General features: G+C 67.4%; 14 protein-coding genes. 7 read left to right on the plus strand and 7 right to left on the minus strand.

The window, feature by feature from the left end:
- The first annotated feature begins 162 nt into the window (after positions 1-162).
- The 4 genes from H3H55_RS16660 to hslU all read left to right on the plus strand — a co-directional run bounded on the left by H3H55_RS16660 (position 163) and on the right by hslU (position 4281).
- Positions 163-1245: a CobW family GTP-binding protein gene (locus H3H55_RS16660; RefSeq protein WP_129513229.1), complete on the plus strand. Its 1083-nt coding sequence runs from the start codon at positions 163-165 to the stop codon at positions 1243-1245.
- 494 nt (positions 1246-1739) lie between these two features.
- Positions 1740-2156 carry an RNA polymerase-binding protein DksA gene (dksA, locus tag H3H55_RS16665; protein WP_006477498.1) on the plus strand — a complete coding sequence of 139 codons (417 nt, stop codon included), beginning with the start codon at positions 1740-1742 and terminating at the stop codon, positions 2154-2156.
- Positions 2157-2390: 234 nt separating this feature from the next.
- A complete protein-coding gene (gene hslV / locus H3H55_RS16670; protein WP_006477497.1) occupies positions 2391-2927 on the plus strand; it encodes an ATP-dependent protease subunit HslV in 537 nt (178 codons plus the stop codon).
- A gap of 10 nt (positions 2928-2937) precedes the next feature.
- Complete coding sequence (gene hslU, locus H3H55_RS16675; protein WP_048244649.1) at positions 2938-4281, plus strand: ATP-dependent protease ATPase subunit HslU; 1344 nt, start codon at positions 2938-2940, stop codon at positions 4279-4281.
- Positions 4282-4382: 101 nt separating this feature from the next.
- Here the strand turns inward: hslU and H3H55_RS16680 are convergent, their stop codons facing one another.
- From H3H55_RS16680 to H3H55_RS16690, 3 genes are all read right to left on the minus strand, one after another.
- On the minus strand, positions 4383-4925 hold the full coding sequence (locus H3H55_RS16680; protein ID WP_021156278.1) for a response regulator transcription factor: 543 nt from the start codon (positions 4923-4925) through the stop codon (positions 4383-4385).
- Between the two features lie 13 nt (positions 4926-4938).
- The gene (locus H3H55_RS16685; RefSeq protein WP_129513231.1) at positions 4939-6357 is read right to left on the minus strand and encodes an ATP-binding protein; all 1419 of its coding nucleotides are present in this window, start codon (positions 6355-6357) and stop codon (positions 4939-4941) included.
- Between the two features lie 91 nt (positions 6358-6448).
- Positions 6449-6673, minus strand: coding sequence for a cysteine-rich CWC family protein (locus H3H55_RS16690; RefSeq protein ID WP_193099381.1), 225 nt, complete (start codon positions 6671-6673; stop codon positions 6449-6451).
- A 284-nt stretch (positions 6674-6957) separates the two neighbouring features.
- Between H3H55_RS16690 and argB the strand changes: the two genes are divergently transcribed.
- From argB to slmA, 3 genes are read left to right on the plus strand one after another with little or no spacing between them, the layout of a single operon-like run.
- Positions 6958-7857 carry an acetylglutamate kinase gene (argB, locus tag H3H55_RS16695; RefSeq protein ID WP_006754950.1) on the plus strand — a complete coding sequence of 300 codons (900 nt, stop codon included), beginning with the start codon at positions 6958-6960 and terminating at the stop codon, positions 7855-7857.
- On the plus strand, positions 7854-8645 hold the full coding sequence (locus H3H55_RS16700) for a pyrimidine 5'-nucleotidase (protein WP_129513233.1): 792 nt from the start codon (positions 7854-7856) through the stop codon (positions 8643-8645). Before argB ends, H3H55_RS16700 begins: the two co-directional genes overlap by 4 nt.
- Positions 8612-9280, plus strand: coding sequence for a nucleoid occlusion factor SlmA (slmA, locus tag H3H55_RS16705; protein ID WP_048244654.1), 669 nt, complete (start codon positions 8612-8614; stop codon positions 9278-9280). Before H3H55_RS16700 ends, slmA begins: the two co-directional genes overlap by 34 nt.
- 254 nt (positions 9281-9534) lie before the next feature.
- Here slmA and H3H55_RS16710 read toward each other — a convergent pair whose 3' ends face one another.
- Genes H3H55_RS16710 through H3H55_RS16725 form a run of 4 tightly spaced genes read right to left on the minus strand, consistent with a single transcriptional unit; the run spans position 9535 to position 15505 of the window.
- Entirely contained in the window at positions 9535-10425 is an 891-nt protein-coding gene (locus H3H55_RS16710; protein WP_193099382.1) for a hypothetical protein, read from the minus strand.
- A gap of 55 nt (positions 10426-10480) precedes the next feature.
- Positions 10481-11950 (minus strand): TolC family protein, encoded by a 1470-nt coding sequence (locus H3H55_RS16715; RefSeq protein WP_226800057.1) that lies wholly within the window; start codon positions 11948-11950, stop codon positions 10481-10483.
- Position 11951: 1 nt separating this feature from the next.
- Entirely contained in the window at positions 11952-13199 is a 1248-nt protein-coding gene (locus H3H55_RS16720; RefSeq protein ID WP_193099383.1) for an HlyD family type I secretion periplasmic adaptor subunit, read from the minus strand.
- Positions 13196-15505 (minus strand): type I secretion system permease/ATPase, encoded by a 2310-nt coding sequence (locus tag H3H55_RS16725; RefSeq protein WP_193099384.1) that lies wholly within the window; start codon positions 15503-15505, stop codon positions 13196-13198. Before H3H55_RS16725 ends, H3H55_RS16720 begins: the two co-directional genes overlap by 4 nt.
- Between the last annotated feature and the right edge of the window lie 43 nt (positions 15506-15548).

Consider the following 15548-nt stretch of genomic DNA (forward strand, 5'->3'; position numbering starts at 1 on the left):
CCGGCCCTGCCTGGCGGGCCAGCGCTTTCGCCTGTCGTCCGGACGACGGGCGAGGGCTTGACAGGTATGTTTCAATGAATGGTTGTGCGCCCCGGCTCGCAGCGCGAGGGCGCGACGCACATTCTGGTTTTGACCCCGATTCACGAACCACAGGCGACCGACATGGCCACTCCCGTCACCATCCTTACCGGCTTTCTCGGCAGCGGCAAGACGACGCTGCTCAAGCGCATCCTGAACGAACAGCACGGCATGAAGATCGCCGTGATCGAGAACGAGTTCGGCGAAGAGAACATCGACAACGAAATCCTCGTGCAGGATTCGAACGAGCAGATCATCCAGATGAGCAACGGCTGCATCTGCTGCACGATCCGCGGCGACCTCGCACGCGCGCTCGGCGATCTCGCCGCGAAGAAGCGCGAAGGCAAGCTCGACTTCGACCGCATCGTGATCGAGACGACCGGCCTCGCGAACCCGGGCCCGGTCGCGCAAACCTTCTTCATCGACAGCGAAATCGCCGACGACTTCCTGCTCGACGCGGTCATCACGCTCGTCGACGCGAAGCACGCGAACGCGCAGCTCGACGAACACGAAGTCGTGCAGCGCCAGGTCGGTTTCGCCGACCGCCTGTTCGTCACGAAGTCCGACCTCGTCGACGACCAGACCGTCGCCGGCCTCAAGCACCGCCTGATGCACATGAACCCGAAGGCGGCGATCAAGGTCGTGAATTTCGGTGAGGCGGACATCAAGGAAATCTTCGACCTGCGCGGCTTCAACCTGAACGCGAAGCTCGAGATCGACCCCGACTTCCTCGCCGAAGACGATCACGCGCATGACCACCACGATCACGACCATGGCCACGATCACGCCGATTGCGACCACGATCACGGTCAATGCGCGCACGATCACGACCACGGCCACCACCATCACCACCACCACGCGCACCACGACGACAAGATCAAGTCGTTCGTGTACCGCAACGACCGCCCGTTCGACCCGAACAAGCTGGAAGACTTCCTCGGCGGCATCCTGCAGATCTACGGCGAGCGGATGCTGCGCTACAAGGGCGTGCTGTTCATGAAGGGCGTCGACCGCAAGGTCGTGTTCCAGGGCGTGCACCAGATGATGGGCAGCGACCTCGCCGCGAAGTGGCTGCCGGCCGAGAAGAAGACCAACAAGATGGTGTTCATCGGTGTCGACCTGCCGCAGGACCTGATCACCGACGGCCTCGACGCCTGCCTCGCCTGACGCACGCGGGCGCCGCCGCGCACCCCGCCGCCCGGCCGCCTCCGCGGGCCGCCGCGGCGGTCGCGCGGCGCCCTTTCCGGGCAGGGTTTCGCCGTCATCGCTTTTTCGCGATTTGCGCGTTATATTTTCTAGATATTGGCGCAGCCGACGGGGATCGACCCGATACGGCGCCCGCTTGCGATTCAGTTACAATACGTGCCCGCTGGAGTACGGCAACAAACAGGCCCGGTTCTTGCTGAACCAATACCCGGGCATCGCAACCGCGCCGGATCGCCCATCCGCCAACCGGCCGCGGCCGATGCGATCTGCCGCGCAGCACACCGGTTCGCCGCGCGCAAATCCGCGCCAGGCCTGTCCTGGTATTTGAGAACCGGTTTTTCCAGAGGCTTTCGGCCCCGCGGCGGCAAATCGCAAATGATTGCAAGCGCGGTTGCGGGTAATCCCAAAGTGCAGGCAATATCTCTTGATTTGCCGCACATTGAAGAAGCAAGCAGATGACGAAGAAACTCTTGACCGAAGCCGAAATCCTGAAGATGAGCGACAAGGATTACATGAATGAGGATCAGCTCGCCTTCTTCAAAAATCGGCTCGAACAGTTGCAGGCGGACATCCTCAAGAATGCAGGCCAGACGACCGAGAACCTCCGCGAGACGGTGATCGTCCCCGATCCCGCCGATCGCGCGACGATCGAGGAAGAGCACGCGCTCGAGTTGCGTACGCGCGATCGCGAACGCAAGCTCCTCAAGAAGGTTCAGCAGTCGCTCGCCCGCATCGATTCCGGCGATTACGGCTGGTGCGAGGAAACCGGCGAGCCGATCGGCATCCCGCGACTGCTCGCGCGCCCGACGGCCACGCTGTCGCTCGAGGCGCAAGAGCGCCGCGAACTGCGCCAGAAGCTGTTCGGCGACTGATCGAGCGGCGTTCCGCTCCGACACGCTGCTTCCCGAAAGCGCGCGGCCTGCCGCGCGCTTTTTGTTTTTCCGGCACCGGTTCCCGGGTCGCCGATTTGCCTCCCGCCTCTTGATATCCCGGCGCCCGCCCTAAAATGAAACGGACGCGCGCCGGGCCGCTCCCCGGCGCACTGCGATTCACGCGGCGGCGCCTCGCGCCGCCCGAATCTTCCCCGTTTTTCTCAAGGAACGCAGATGGAGCAATTTCACGGCACGACCATCGTTTCGGTCCGGCGCGGCGACAAGGTCGCGCTCGGCGGCGACGGCCAGGTAACCCTCGGCAACATCGTCATGAAGGGTGGCGCGCGGAAAGTGCGGCGGATCTACAACAACCAGGTACTGGTCGGATTCGCGGGCGGCACCGCCGATGCGTTCTCGCTGCTCGACCGCTTCGAGGCGAAGCTCGAGAAGCACCAGGGCAACCTGACCCGTGCGGCCGTCGAGCTCGCGAAGGACTGGCGCACCGACCGGATGCTGCGGCGCCTCGAGGCGATGCTGATCACGGCCGATGCGACCACCACGCTCGTGATCACCGGCAACGGCGACGTGCTCGACCCGGAAGGCGGCATCTGCGCGATCGGCTCGGGCGGCGCGTACGCGCAGGCCGCGGCCCGCGCGCTCGTCGAGAACACCGAGCTGTCGCCGCGCGAGATCGTCGAGAAGTCGCTCGGGATCGCGGGCGACATGTGTATCTACACGAACCACAACCGCATCATCGAAACGATCGAGTAAGGACCGCACCATGAGCACCATGACCCCTGCCGAGATCGTCTCGGAACTCGACAAGCACATCATCGGCCAGAACAAGGCGAAGAAGGCCGTCGCGGTCGCGCTGCGCAACCGCTGGCGCCGCCAGCAGGTCGCCGACCCGCTGCGCACGGAAATCACGCCGAAGAACATCCTGATGATCGGGCCGACGGGCGTCGGCAAGACCGAAATCGCGCGCCGCCTCGCGAAGCTCGCCGATGCGCCGTTCATCAAGATCGAGGCGACCAAGTTCACCGAAGTCGGCTACGTCGGCCGTGACGTCGACAGCATCGTGCGCGACCTCATGGAGACCTCGGTCAAGCAGACGCGCGAAACCGAAATGCGCAAGGTGCGCAGCAAGGCAACCGACCAGGCCGAAGACCGCATCCTCGACATCCTGCTGCCGCAACCGCGCGCGGTGGGCTTCGGCGGGAACGCCGAACACGCGAACGACGACAACAACGCGACGCGCCAGACGTTCCGCAAGCGCCTGCGCGAAGGCCAGCTCGACGACAAGGAAGTCGAGCTCGACCTCGAGCAGCCGTCGGCCGGCATGGACATCATGGCGCCGCCCGGGATGGAAGAGATGACCGAGCAGATCCGCTCGATGTTCTCGAACCTCGGCAGCGGCAAGAAGCAGCGCCGCAAGGTGAAGATCAAGGAAGCGCTGAAGCTGCTGACCGACGAGGAAGCGGCGAAGATGCTGAACGAAGAGGAAGTGAAGACGAAGGCCGTGCAGAACGTCGAGCAGAACGGCATCGTGTTCCTCGACGAGATCGACAAGATCACGTCGCGCAACAACGAAGGCAGCGGCGGCGAAGTGTCGCGCCAGGGCGTGCAGCGCGACCTGCTGCCGCTCGTCGAAGGCACGACGATCAACACGAAGTACGGGATGGTGAAGACCGATCACATCCTGTTCATCGCGAGCGGCGCGTTCCACCTCGCGAAGCCGAGCGACCTGATTCCGGAGCTGCAGGGCCGCTTCCCGATCCGCGTCGAGCTCGACTCGCTGTCGGTGGAAGACTTCGAGGCGATCCTCGACGCGACCGACGCGAGCCTCGTCAAGCAGTACCAGGCGCTGCTCGCGACCGAGGACGTGCAGCTCGACTTCGCCGACGACGGTATCCGCCGCCTCGCGGAGATCGCGTATGCGGTCAACGAGAAAACCGAGAACATCGGCGCGCGCCGGCTGTACACGGTGATCGAGAAACTGCTCGAGGAAGTGTCGTTCTCGGCCGGCAACCACGCCGGCGAGCGCGTGACGATCGACGCGAAGTATGTCGACCGGGCGCTCGGCGAAGTGTCGCAGGACGAGGATCTGTCGCGCTACGTGCTGTAACGCGCGCGCTATCCGATGAAAAACGGGCGGCCCCTTCGCGGGGTCGCCCGTTTTTCGTTGGTGCGCCGTACGTCGTACGGAATCAACGCGCGTCGCGCCGCTTACTGCCGCACCGGCTTCTTCGCGAGCTTGCGCTGCAGCGTGCGGCGGTGCATGTTCAGCGCGCGCGCGGTCGCCGAGATGTTGTTGTTGTTCTCGGCCAGCACGCGCTGGATATGCTCCCATTCGAGCCGGTCGACCGACAGCACGACCGGATTCTCGAGCGCCTCGTCGGCCTGCACTTCGGTCGCGTTGGTCTGCAGCGCGGCCAGGATCGACTCGACGTTCGCGGGCTTCGCGAGGTAGTTGTCGGCACCTTCCTTCACCGCCTGCACGGCGGTCGCGATGCTCGCGTAGCCGGTCAGCACCAGAATCCGCGCATCGGGCTGCAGGTCGCACAGCGGCGCGATCAGGCTCAGCCCCGAATCCTCGCCGAGATGCAGGTCGACGGTGATGAACTGGAACTTGCCGCCCGCGGCGAGCCGCAGCGCCGCCTCCTTGTCGTGCGCCTGCTGGACCGCATAACCGCGGCGCTCGAGGCCGCGCGCGAGCGTGCCCGCGAACACCTCGTTGTCGTCGATCACCAGGAAATTGTTCTCGCTCATGTGGTTTCTCCGTCTACGTGTTGGTTGAGGCGGCCGGCGCCGCGACGCGCACGACCGGCAGGCGCAGCACGGCCCGCGTGCCGCGCCCGGCGGTTGCGCCGGCCGGGCGGCCGTCCGGCGTGCCGGCCGTTCGTTCGGCCACGCGTTCGCCCGCGCGATGACCCGATGCAGCAGCGGCGTGACCATTCGCCGCACCGCCGGCCCGCCCGTTGCCGCCCGCCGCGCGCGGCGTGACATCGGACAGTTCGATTTCGCCGCCGAGCCGCGCGGCCGCACTGAACGCGAGATACAAGCCGACCCCGTGCCCGCCCTGCGTGCTGTCGACCGGCATCGCGCCGAGCGATTCGCGCAGTGCGGCAGGAATGCCGGGCCCGTCGTCGCATACCTCGAATTCGATCTCGTCGGCCGCGCGGTCGTGCGCGACCTTCGCGGCCAGCGTCACGCGCTGCGGGCTCGCCCGCGCGGCGTTGTCGAGCAGGATCGTCAGGATCTGGCCGGCCGCGACCGTATCGTCGAGCGCGACGCCCGCCGGACGCGCGCCAAGCAGCTCGAACTGCACGTGCGGATGCCGCAGGCGCCAGTGCTCGACGAACGTATCGAGCCAGTCGTCCACCGGCTGGCGGCTCGCCGGCGCGCTCGCGCGGCTGCGCAGGCGCGCGAGCGCCGACGTGCAGAGCGTCATCTGTTCCTCGAGCACCTTCAGGTCGGCCTCGTAGCGGGCCAACCCCGGATCGGCGCGCGCCGCGTCGCGCAGTTCCTCCGCGAGCATCGCGATCGTCGACAGCGGCGTGCCCATCTCGTGCGCGACGGTGGCGGCCTGTACGCCGAGCGCAACCGCCCGCTCGTCGCGCAGCAAGTGCTGCTGCGCTTCGCCGAGCGCCGAATCGCGCTGGCGCAGCGCCTTCGACATGCGCGCGACGAACCACGCGATCAACCCGACGCTGACCATGAAGTTCGCCCACATCCCGGTGCGGTAGTAGTCGAACAGGTTCGCGGGATTGTCCATGTTGAGCGGCACCGAATCGAAGCCGAGCGCCGCGTAGCAGGCGACCGCGAACGCCGCGAGCCAGATCATCAGGTGCCACGGCAGCACGGCCGCCGCGATCGCGAGCGACGGCAGGTACAGCGACACGAACGGGTTGGTCGTGCCGCCCGACAGGAACAGCAGCGCGGACAGCGCACCGAGGTCGACCCACAGCTGGCCGAGCAGCTCGAAATTGGTTTCGGGCCGTGCGCGCAGCACACGCACCCAGGTCAGCGCGTTGAAAACGATTTCGAGCGCGATGACCATCAGCATCGCCGGCAACGGCAGATGCACGCCGAAATAGGTCTGCACGACGCCGATCGTCACGAGCTGGCCGATGATCGCGAGATTGCGGAGCCAGAACAGGTGACTGAGGTTGACGCGCCCGGTGGTGGTGATTCGTTGCATCCGGGCAGTTTACCCGTTTAGCGGGCGGCGCCCCTAGCGGGGCCGGATCGGAACCGGCGAACGGCGCGCACCGCATGCACGGCCCGCGCCGTCAGCCGGCCGCGCCGGTCATGCGCTGCGCGATCTCGTCGGCCAGGCACTCGGGGCACCGGCAGCGCGCGCCGGCCGCAGGCTGGGTGCCGCCACCCGGCAGCGCCGGCATCGACGCGCACCAGCAGTCGAACGGTTGCGTGCGCGCGCCGCAGTCGAAGCCGCGCCCGCAGCGCGGGCAGCGCGCGCGGTGCGGGGCGGAACGGGCGGCAGCGGAATCGGTCATGGCGGAATCGCAAAAGCGGGCGTGAAGTCGCCCCACGCGACAAGCATAGCGCGGCGCACGGATCTTGCACGTCGGCCGCCCGGCCGAAGTGCGTCCCGAACGAACCGGGCGGCGCTGCCCGCGCACCGCCGCCCGCATCGCGCAGCGCCATAGCCGGCGGGCCGCCGCACAAGGTGTCAGACCCGCGCAGACCGCCTTCCGGCCAGCCCAAAAACCCGATGCTGCGCTGCGCCACTCCTGTACAATTCGCCCTGTTTCAACCGTTCCCAGCCAGAGCTGCCGCCATGTCCGAGCCCATCGACCTCTCGCAGATCGCCCCTACTCTGAAAGCAGAAATCCTCGCCGAAGCGCTGCCGTACATCCGCCGCTACCACGGCAAGACCGTGGTCATCAAATACGGCGGCAATGCGATGACGGAAGAACGGCTCAAGCAGGGCTTCGCGCGCGACGTGATCCTGCTGAAACTGGTCGGCATCAATCCGGTGATCGTCCACGGCGGCGGCCCGCAGATCGACCAGGCGCTGAAGAAGATCGGCAAGGCCGGCACCTTCATCCAGGGCATGCGCGTCACCGACGAAGAGACGATGGAAGTCGTCGAATGGGTGCTGGGCGGCGAAGTGCAGCAGGACATCGTGACGCTGATCAACCACTTCGGCGGCCACGCGGTGGGCCTGACGGGCAAGGACGGCGGCCTGATCCACGCGCGCAAGCTGCTGATGCCGGACCGCGACAACCCGGGCCAGTACATCGACATCGGCCAGGTCGGCGAAGTCGAGGCGATCAACCCGGCGGTCGTGAAGGCGCTGCAGGACGACGCGTTCATCCCGGTGATCTCGCCGATCGGCTTCGGCGAAGACGGCTTGTCGTACAACATCAACGCCGACCTCGTCGCGGGCAAGCTCGCCACCGTGCTGAACGCCGAGAAGCTGCTGATGATGACCAACATCCCGGGCGTGATGGACAAGGACGGCAACCTGCTGACCGATCTGTCCGCGCGCGAGATCGACGCGCTGTTCGAGGACGGCACGATCTCGGGCGGCATGCTGCCGAAGATCTCGTCGGCGCTCGACGCCGCGAAGAGCGGCGTGAAGTCGGTGCACATCGTCGACGGCCGGATCGAGCACTCGGTGCTGCTGGAAATCCTGACCGAGCAGCCGTTCGGCACGATGATCCGCTCGCATTGAGCGCGCGCCGCAAGATCGTCAGCCCCGACCTGCCGGCCCCGCTGCGGCGCCGGCGCATCTCGCGCAGCCGGCCGCGTGCCGGCGCGCCGGTCTGGCTGTTCGATCTCGACAACACGCTTCATCACGCGTCGCACGCGATCTTTCCCGAGATCAACCGTGCGATGACGCAATACATCATCGACGCGCTCAAGGTCGAGCGCGTCGAAGCCGACCGGCTGCGCACCGGCTACACGCAGCGCTACGGCGCGGCGCTCCTCGGCCTCACGCGCCATCATCCGATCGATCCGCACGACTTCCTGCGCGCGGTCCATACGTTTTCCGACCTGCCCGGGATGCTGCGCGCCGAGCGCGGCCTCGCGCGCATCCTCGCCGCGCTGCCGGGCCGCAAGCTGGTGCTGACCAACGCGCCGGAGAACTACGCGCGCGCGGTGCTGCGCGAGCTGCGCATCGAACGGCTGTTCGAGCGCGTGATCGCGATCGAGCACATGCGCGACCGCCGCACGTGGCGCGCGAAGCCCGACCACACGATGCTGCGCCGGACGCTGCGTGCCGCGCATGTGCGGATGGCCGACGCGATCCTTGTCGAGGACACGCGCGGCCACCTGAAGCGCTACAAGCGCCTCGGCATCGGCACGGTCTGGATTACCGGCCATCTTCCCGGCGACCTGCCGGGTACCGGCCGCCCGCTTTATGTCGACCAGCGGATTCGTTCGTTAAAATCGCTGCGACTGGGCACTCGATCGGGGCGACAGAAATGCAGCCGACTCACCCGCAGGACCAAGCCGTAACGGACGATCAGGCATCACCCACCCGCACCCGTACGCGTCCGAAACCGGGCGAGCGTCGCGTGCACATCCTGCAGACGCTTGCGACGATGCTCGAGGCGCCGAAGCGCGAGAAGATCACGACGGCCTCGCTGGCGGCCCGGCTCGACGTGTCGGAAGCCGCGCTGTACCGCCATTTCCCCAGCAAGGCGAAGATGTACGAAGGGCTGATCGAGTTCATCGAGCAGTCGCTGTTCGGCCTCGTCAACCAGATCGTCGAGAAGGAGCCGAACGGCGTGCTGCAGGCCCGCACGATCGCGCTGACGATGCTCAGTTTCGCCGCGAAGAACCCCGGCATGACGCGCGTGCTGACAGGCGAGGCGCTGGTCGGCGAGGACGAGCGGCTCACCGAACGCGTGAACCAGTTGCTCGACCGCATCGAAGCAACCGTCAAGCAGTGCCTGCGGGTCGCGCGCACGGAGGCGAATGCGCCCGACGGCGCGGCGCCGTTCGCGCTGCCGGCCGACTACGACCCGGCCGCGCGGGCGAGCCTGCTCGTCAGCTACGTGATCGGCCGGTGGCACCGCTTCGCGAAAGGCGGGTTCCAGAAGCCGCCCGGCGAGCAGGCCGACGCGCATTTGCGGTTGATCCTGCAATGAAGTGACGCCGCCGCCGCGGTTCGCCCGGCTCCCGGTTGCCGCGAAACGGCTGATGCCCCCGTGCGATCGGCCAGCGCGTGCCGCCCGATCGCACGTACTCGCTACCGGATCGGGCCGATCGCGATATCGTCGGGGTGTCATCCGGCTCCCGCGTCGAAACGAAACCCGGGCCGCCGCGCCCCGGCGGACCTGTTAGCGTCGAGGTCGCCGGCAGAGTTTCAGGTCCGCGCGAACAACGACCGGCGCCACGCGGCTCATCGGTCGCTGAGCCGCGTGTGTTCGCTCATCCAGCCTGACGCGGCCGGCTGCACGTCAGGCGGATCTGCCTGCGCACGCTGCGCCAATTCGGCTTCCCAGTTCGCCAGTTCGATCCGCATCGACCGCAGCGTCTCGCCGCAAGGCCAATCGCCGCCGCATGCCTCATGCCGCAAGGGCGCCGGCGGAGGAAGAGCGGGCTGCGGATCGCGTGTTGCGCGCAACACTGGCGGGGCGTGCTTCATCCGCATCGTTCCCGTCCGCCGGGTGCCGCTCTCGGCAACCTGCACGTCCGATATACCTGAACGCTCGACCGATACGACCGGAGGCGCTCCGTCGTCAGGCGCGCTCCGCGTCCCTACGGCGGGACGCTCGTTCAAGTCGTGCTGCCCGATCAGTTCGTCCGGTTCGAGCGGAGCAGTCGCGACACTCAACTCGCGCATGGGCGGCTCGTCGCCACGATCTCCAGACCCTGCTACGGACGCTCGCTCCGGCGCATGCGCTGTCGCCGATACCTGCGTATCGACCGTCCCCCCCGAAAACGTACCGAAACCGACCGGCATTGCACCGAGCCACAGCGCCAGCGTCGCGCCGGATAGCGCGCCGCCCACCGCGGCCCACGCGGCCCGGCCCCGGCCGCGGCGCACGTACGGACGGCTCCATGCCAGATTGTCGTGCCCGAAATCGGCCGCGCGCATGGCCCGCTGCTTCGCGCTGCCCTGCCCGACCACGCGCCACGCGACAGGCCGCTCGATCGGGTATGCGGCGCGCCCCGGCGACCGTGCGAACGCGGCGACTGCGCCGCGTCGGGAACCGTACGGCGGCGGCAGATAGGTCGCCGGCAAGCACTGCACCGGCCCGAACCGGCTTACGATTGATTCGGCTTTCATAGCGTTCTCCGTTGCGCACACGCCGCGCGACAGTCTGCCGACAAGCGACGGCGCCTCATCCCTCGCGCAACCAGCGAACGAGCATTCCCGCCGACGCGTAGCCGCGCAGCGTCGCCGCGTATCCGTCGAACCGATACGCGACTTCGTTGACGCGATTGTTGTAGTCGTCGCTCTCCGCGATCAGCACGTCGAGCAACGAGCGTCGCCCGAGGTGATACCACTGATCGAAGAACGCGCTGCGCACGCGATCCGATTCCACCGTCAGATCGCGATACTGGTCGGCGCGCGCGCCGAACTCCCGTGCGTCCTGGTCGGCACGGCGCACCTGATATTCGAGATCGAGACGCGATTGCTCGACCTGATGCCAGCCGGCCTGCGCCCGGTATGCGGCAGCGCCGGTCGCCGCCGTCGCGGCGCCGCCCGTGAACGCATTCCAGCTCAGCGTGAGCATCGACTGCCACGGCGTCCTGCGGCCAAGCGCATCGCGGCCCGTACTCGTGCTGACGACCCAATCGACGCGCGGTTTCGACGACGCCCGCACGGCGTCCCGATTGAGGTCGGCCGCATTCGCTTCCGCACGCGCCTGCTGGAGACGCGGATTCTCGTCGAGCGCCGACATCAGGCGCTCGAGGTTGCCGGGCAGCAGCGGCCAGCTCGACATCACAGGAACGCGCACCGGCCGCTCGCCCGCCAGCTTGCGCAGGTTCAGCTCCGCGTCGCGGCACTTCGCGAGCGCGGCGTCGCGACCGGCCTGAGCCTGCAACAGGCGCGCCTTCGCCTGCGTCAGTTCGCTGCCGCGCCCGTGGTCGACCGCGACGATCTCGTCGAGCATGCTCACGAGCCGAGTCATCCGGTCGACGAATTGCTGGCTCAGTGCCGCGATATTGCGTTGCTTGGCCAGTTCAACGAGCGTGGTCGATATCTGATAGGCCGAGTCCTCCATTTGCGCGACGTAACGCTCCTGGTTCGCGCTCGCCAGCGCGCGGCGGCTCCCGATCAGCTTCTCGTTGCGCCCCCAGTCGAACAGCGTCGTCGTGAGATCCGCGCCGACCGAATTGCCGGGATCGTAGCCGATGCCGGCATTCGCGCCGAACTGCGCCGAGCGCGTCCGGCCACTCAATTGCAGTTGCGGCCAGCGCGCGCCCTTCGCCTGATCGACGTCCGCTTGAGCTGCCTGATATTCGGCATACAGCCGTTGCACTTGCGGGCTGACGTCGACGGCCGCCTCGGCCGCCGCGTACAGAAAGCGCCGCACGTCCGCCTCGGTCGCGAGCGTCGGCGCGGCCGGATCGACGTACGCATCCTGACGGGCCTCCCGCGCTTGCCGCCCGGCGAAATCGCTTCGCAGCGGCTCGCGAGCCGCTGCGGCATGCATGTCTTTCGACATGCCGTCGGCCCCGTGGCCGCTTTCATTCGCTTGCCCCGCGAATGCGGCGATCGGCATCGTGACGGCGATCGCCGCTGCCAGCATTGCATGCAGATACCCGCGCCCGGCGTCGCGCGCGGCATGTCGACGACGGCCCATGTCAGCGCTCCCTGAAAGCCTCGCGGGCCTTGAAGATCGGTTTCAGAAGATAGTCGAGCACCGTCTTTTCGCCAGTGCGGACGTCGACCGTCGCCTGCATGCCCGGAAGAATCGGCAGCCGCCGTCCCGCGACGTCCAGCACGTACGCATCGGTCTCGACCATCAGCCGGTAATACGTCGCGTCGGGCCGCCCCGACGCCGCGCGCTGCTCGTCCGTCACCGTGTCGGGGCCAACGCTGACGACGCGTCCGTGCAGGCCGCCGTAAATCGCGTAGTCGTATGCACTCACCTTCACGAGCGCAGGCAGCCCGGGGCGCAGGAACGCGACGTCCGATGGCTTGATGCGCGCCTCGACCAGCAGCGTGTCGTCGACAGGCGCAATCTCCATGATGTGTTCGCCCGGCTGCACGACCGCACCGGACGTGTGAATCCGCACGTTCTTCACGACACCGCGCATCGGCGCGACGACTTCGGTGCGCGCGAGCACGTCGGCGCGACCGACGAGCGACTCGTTCGTCTGCGCAAGCTCCGGCTCCAGCCGTGCGAGTTCCGCGCCTGCTTCGGCACGGTAGCGATTCCGGCGCTCGACGATCTGCGCGTCGAGGTCGGCGGCTTGCCGCCGCATGCGCAGGATCTCGACTTCGGAAATCAGTTCCTTTGCCGCGAGCGGTTCCGACATCGCAATCTCGCGCGACACCAGCGCCCGGCTGCGAGACAGCGCTGCGATTCCTTCCTCCGTCACGCGCCGGCGGGCCTCGTAGGCCGCCATCTCCTGCCTGACGAGTGCAGGTTCGCGCGTCACGTCGTCCGGAAACGCCAGCGCCACGCCGTACGCCTCCGCGCGCAAGCGCGCGATCGTCGCCTTCAGGCCGAGCGCCTTCGATCGCAATTCGCGATAACTCGACGCCGCGCGAGTCGGATCGATCCTGGCCAGCAGTTGCGCTTTCTCGACCCGTTCGCCCTCACGCACCACGATCTGCCGCACGATTCCGCCCTCGAGACTCTGGATGGACTGTTCGCGGCTTTGCGACACGACGGTGGCCTCACCGCGCGTGACTTCTTCGACGCGCGCGAAATGCGCCCACACGAGCCCCGCGACCAGCACGGCGACCACCACGTACAGCACGGCTTGCGCGCCGGCCGACGAGCGCACCAGCAGCGCTTCGCGCACGTCGTCCATGAACGCCGCGTCTTGCGCGGACAACCGCGGCACGCGCCGGCGTCGCCGGAATGTCGATCGATCGCTCATCGCGCGGCCTCCCCGATCCGCTCGCCGTCAGCGGCCTCGGAGCGTTCCGTGACTCGGACGGAGCGCAGCGCCGCGCGCGCCGAATCGTGCGCGGCGGCGCTCGCGTCCGGCACGGATTGCCCCGACAGCGCCGCGAGCACGCGCGCCTTCGGACCGTCCATCACGACCTTGCCTCGATCGACGATCACGATGCGATCGACGAGCGACAGCAGCGAGGTTCGATGCGTGACGACGACGAGCGTCTGGCCCGCCGTCGCTTGTCGCAGATGCTCGATGAACACCCCTTCCGTCTGCGTGTCCATCGCGCTCGTCGGCTCGTCCAGCAGCAATGCGCGCGGCTGCGCGATCAGGCTGCGCGCGAGCGCGACGAGCTGCCGCTGGCCGCCCGACAGCTCGCTGCCGTTCTCGCCGACCGGCAGGCCGACGCCCAGCGGGTGGCGCGCGGCAAGCTCGTCGAGGCCGGTCAGCTTCAGCACCTTCAGCAATTCGTCCGTCGTCGCATCAGGGCGACCGAGCGTCACGTTGTCGCGCAGCGAGCCGTAGAACAATCGACTGTCCTGACCGACGTACCCGAAGGTCTTGCGCCAGTCCGCCGGCGCGATCTGCTCGGCGTCGAGACCGTCGGCCAGCACCTTGCCGCCGGTCGGCAGGTAGAGCCGTGCGATCAGCCGCAGCAACGTCGACTTTCCGCTGCCGACCCGGCCCAGTATCGCGACACGCTCGCCGCAAGCAATCTCGATCGACACAGCCTGCAGAACCGGAACATCCTGTTGCATCGTCGCGGACGGATAGGAAAACGAAACGTCGTCGAGCTTCACGTGACCGGTCAGCGGCGGACGAGCGAGATACTCCCGTTCGGTATCGTGATCGACCGGCATGACCATCAGCTCGTTGAGCGAACGCAGCGCGGCCTTCGCCTGCTGGAAACGCAATGCGAGCCCCATGACCTGGCCGAGCGGCGCGGTCACGCGGCCGGCGAGCATCACCGCACCGATCAGCGCGCCCTGCGTGAGCGAGCCCGCGCCGATCAGGTAGACGCCCGCCACCACGATCACGACGGTCTGCATCTGCTGCAGCCACGTCACCATGCACGTCGCGACGCTCGACCATTGACGCGATTTCATCGACGACACGGCGGCCTTCGCGCTGAACGTGTCCCACCGGTGCCGCATCGCGCCCTCCGCGCCGACCGCCTTCAACGTCTCGAGCCCTTCCACCGATTCGATCAGCACGCCCTGCTTCAGCGACGCTTCGCGCAAGTTCTCCCGCATCGCCCGCGCGAGCGGCCACTGAACGATCACGCCGATACCGACGAGCAGCGGAATCATCAGCAACGGAACCCAGCCGAGCGGGCCCGCGACCGCGAAAATCACCGCGACGAACAGCAGGACGAACGGCAGATCCGATATGGCGGACAGCGTCGCCGACGTCGCGAAATCGCGTACCGACTCGAATTCGCGCAACCGGTGCGCGAACGAACCGGAGGACGCCGGACGACGCTCCATCCGGATCGACAGCGCCTGGCGGAACAGCAAGCTGCCAAGCACGAGATCGGCCTTCTTGCCGGCCGTGTCGAGCACGTGCGCGCGCACATGCCGCGAAACCGCCTCCATCGACATCGCGAGCGCGACTCCGATCGCGAGCGACCAGAGCGTCACGTACGCCTGATTCGGCACGACACGGTCGTATACGTTCATCGTGAAGAACACGCTGGCGAGACCGAGCACGTTGACCAGGAACGCGCCGAGCGCGGCGCTCGCGTAATAACCGCGGTAGCGCCACAGCGTTCGCAGCAGCCAGTGCCCGGCCGGCTCGGGCGGCGGTTCGCCGTCGCGGGTATCGGCTTTCGCGCGTGGCTTGACGAGAATCGCATGGCCCGAATACGTGTCATCGATCTCGGCTTCGCCGCATTCGACGGGATCGTGGCCCATTTCGGGCATCACGACCCGGTAAGTGATGCTCGCCCCTTCCGCACCGTCTCGCTCGACGCCCTCCCCGAGCAGTACGCATGCGCCGCCGTCTCGACGCAGCAGCAGCACGGGCATCAGATGGCTCGGTAGCTGCGACAGCTTCCGCTCGACCAGTCTCGCCGACAATCCGGCTTGCACAAGCAATTCGAGCGCAAGCGACGGCGTCAACGACGCGGACATTGCGAGCCCGGCCGTCAATGCTTCACGCGTGCGGCCGCGGCCGTAGTAGTCGCAGATCCACAACGCGGCGTCCATCAGGCTGTCGCGCTCGAGCATTTCGGGCCGGACGGTCCTGCTGCCCGGTGGGCTCTCGCGATTGAAGGTTTGGGTATCCATGTGATCAGGTCGTCACGCGATGCTGACGGTTTCGGGGCCGATG

The sequence above is a fragment of the Burkholderia sp. Z1 genome, from assembly GCF_014893795.1.
GTDB lineage: Bacteria > Pseudomonadota > Gammaproteobacteria > Burkholderiales > Burkholderiaceae > Burkholderia > Burkholderia theae.

Bases quoted from the DNA above. Each gene is read 5' to 3' on its own strand.
- slmA (WP_048244654.1), top strand. From the start codon at position 8,612: ATGCAGCCGACTCACCCGCAGGACCAAGCCGTAACGGACGATCAGGCA.
- argB (WP_006754950.1), top strand. From the start codon at position 6,958: ATGTCCGAGCCCATCGACCTCTCGCAGATCGCCCCTACTCTGAAAGCA.
- H3H55_RS16715 (WP_226800057.1), bottom strand. From the start codon at position 11,950: ATGGGCCGTCGTCGACATGCCGCGCGCGACGCCGGGCGCGGGTATCTG.
- hslV (WP_006477497.1), top strand. From the start codon at position 2,391: ATGGAGCAATTTCACGGCACGACCATCGTTTCGGTCCGGCGCGGCGAC.
- H3H55_RS16660 (WP_129513229.1), top strand. From the start codon at position 163: ATGGCCACTCCCGTCACCATCCTTACCGGCTTTCTCGGCAGCGGCAAG.
- hslU (WP_048244649.1), top strand. From the start codon at position 2,938: ATGAGCACCATGACCCCTGCCGAGATCGTCTCGGAACTCGACAAGCAC.
- H3H55_RS16690 (WP_193099381.1), bottom strand. From the start codon at position 6,673: ATGACCGATTCCGCTGCCGCCCGTTCCGCCCCGCACCGCGCGCGCTGC.
- H3H55_RS16725 (WP_193099384.1), bottom strand. From the start codon at position 15,505: ATGGATACCCAAACCTTCAATCGCGAGAGCCCACCGGGCAGCAGGACC.
- H3H55_RS16720 (WP_193099383.1), bottom strand. From the start codon at position 13,199: ATGAGCGATCGATCGACATTCCGGCGACGCCGGCGCGTGCCGCGGTTG.
- H3H55_RS16685 (WP_129513231.1), bottom strand. From the start codon at position 6,357: ATGCAACGAATCACCACCACCGGGCGCGTCAACCTCAGTCACCTGTTC.
- H3H55_RS16680 (WP_021156278.1), bottom strand. From the start codon at position 4,925: ATGAGCGAGAACAATTTCCTGGTGATCGACGACAACGAGGTGTTCGCG.
- H3H55_RS16710 (WP_193099382.1), bottom strand. From the start codon at position 10,425: ATGAAAGCCGAATCAATCGTAAGCCGGTTCGGGCCGGTGCAGTGCTTG.
- dksA (WP_006477498.1), top strand. From the start codon at position 1,740: ATGACGAAGAAACTCTTGACCGAAGCCGAAATCCTGAAGATGAGCGAC.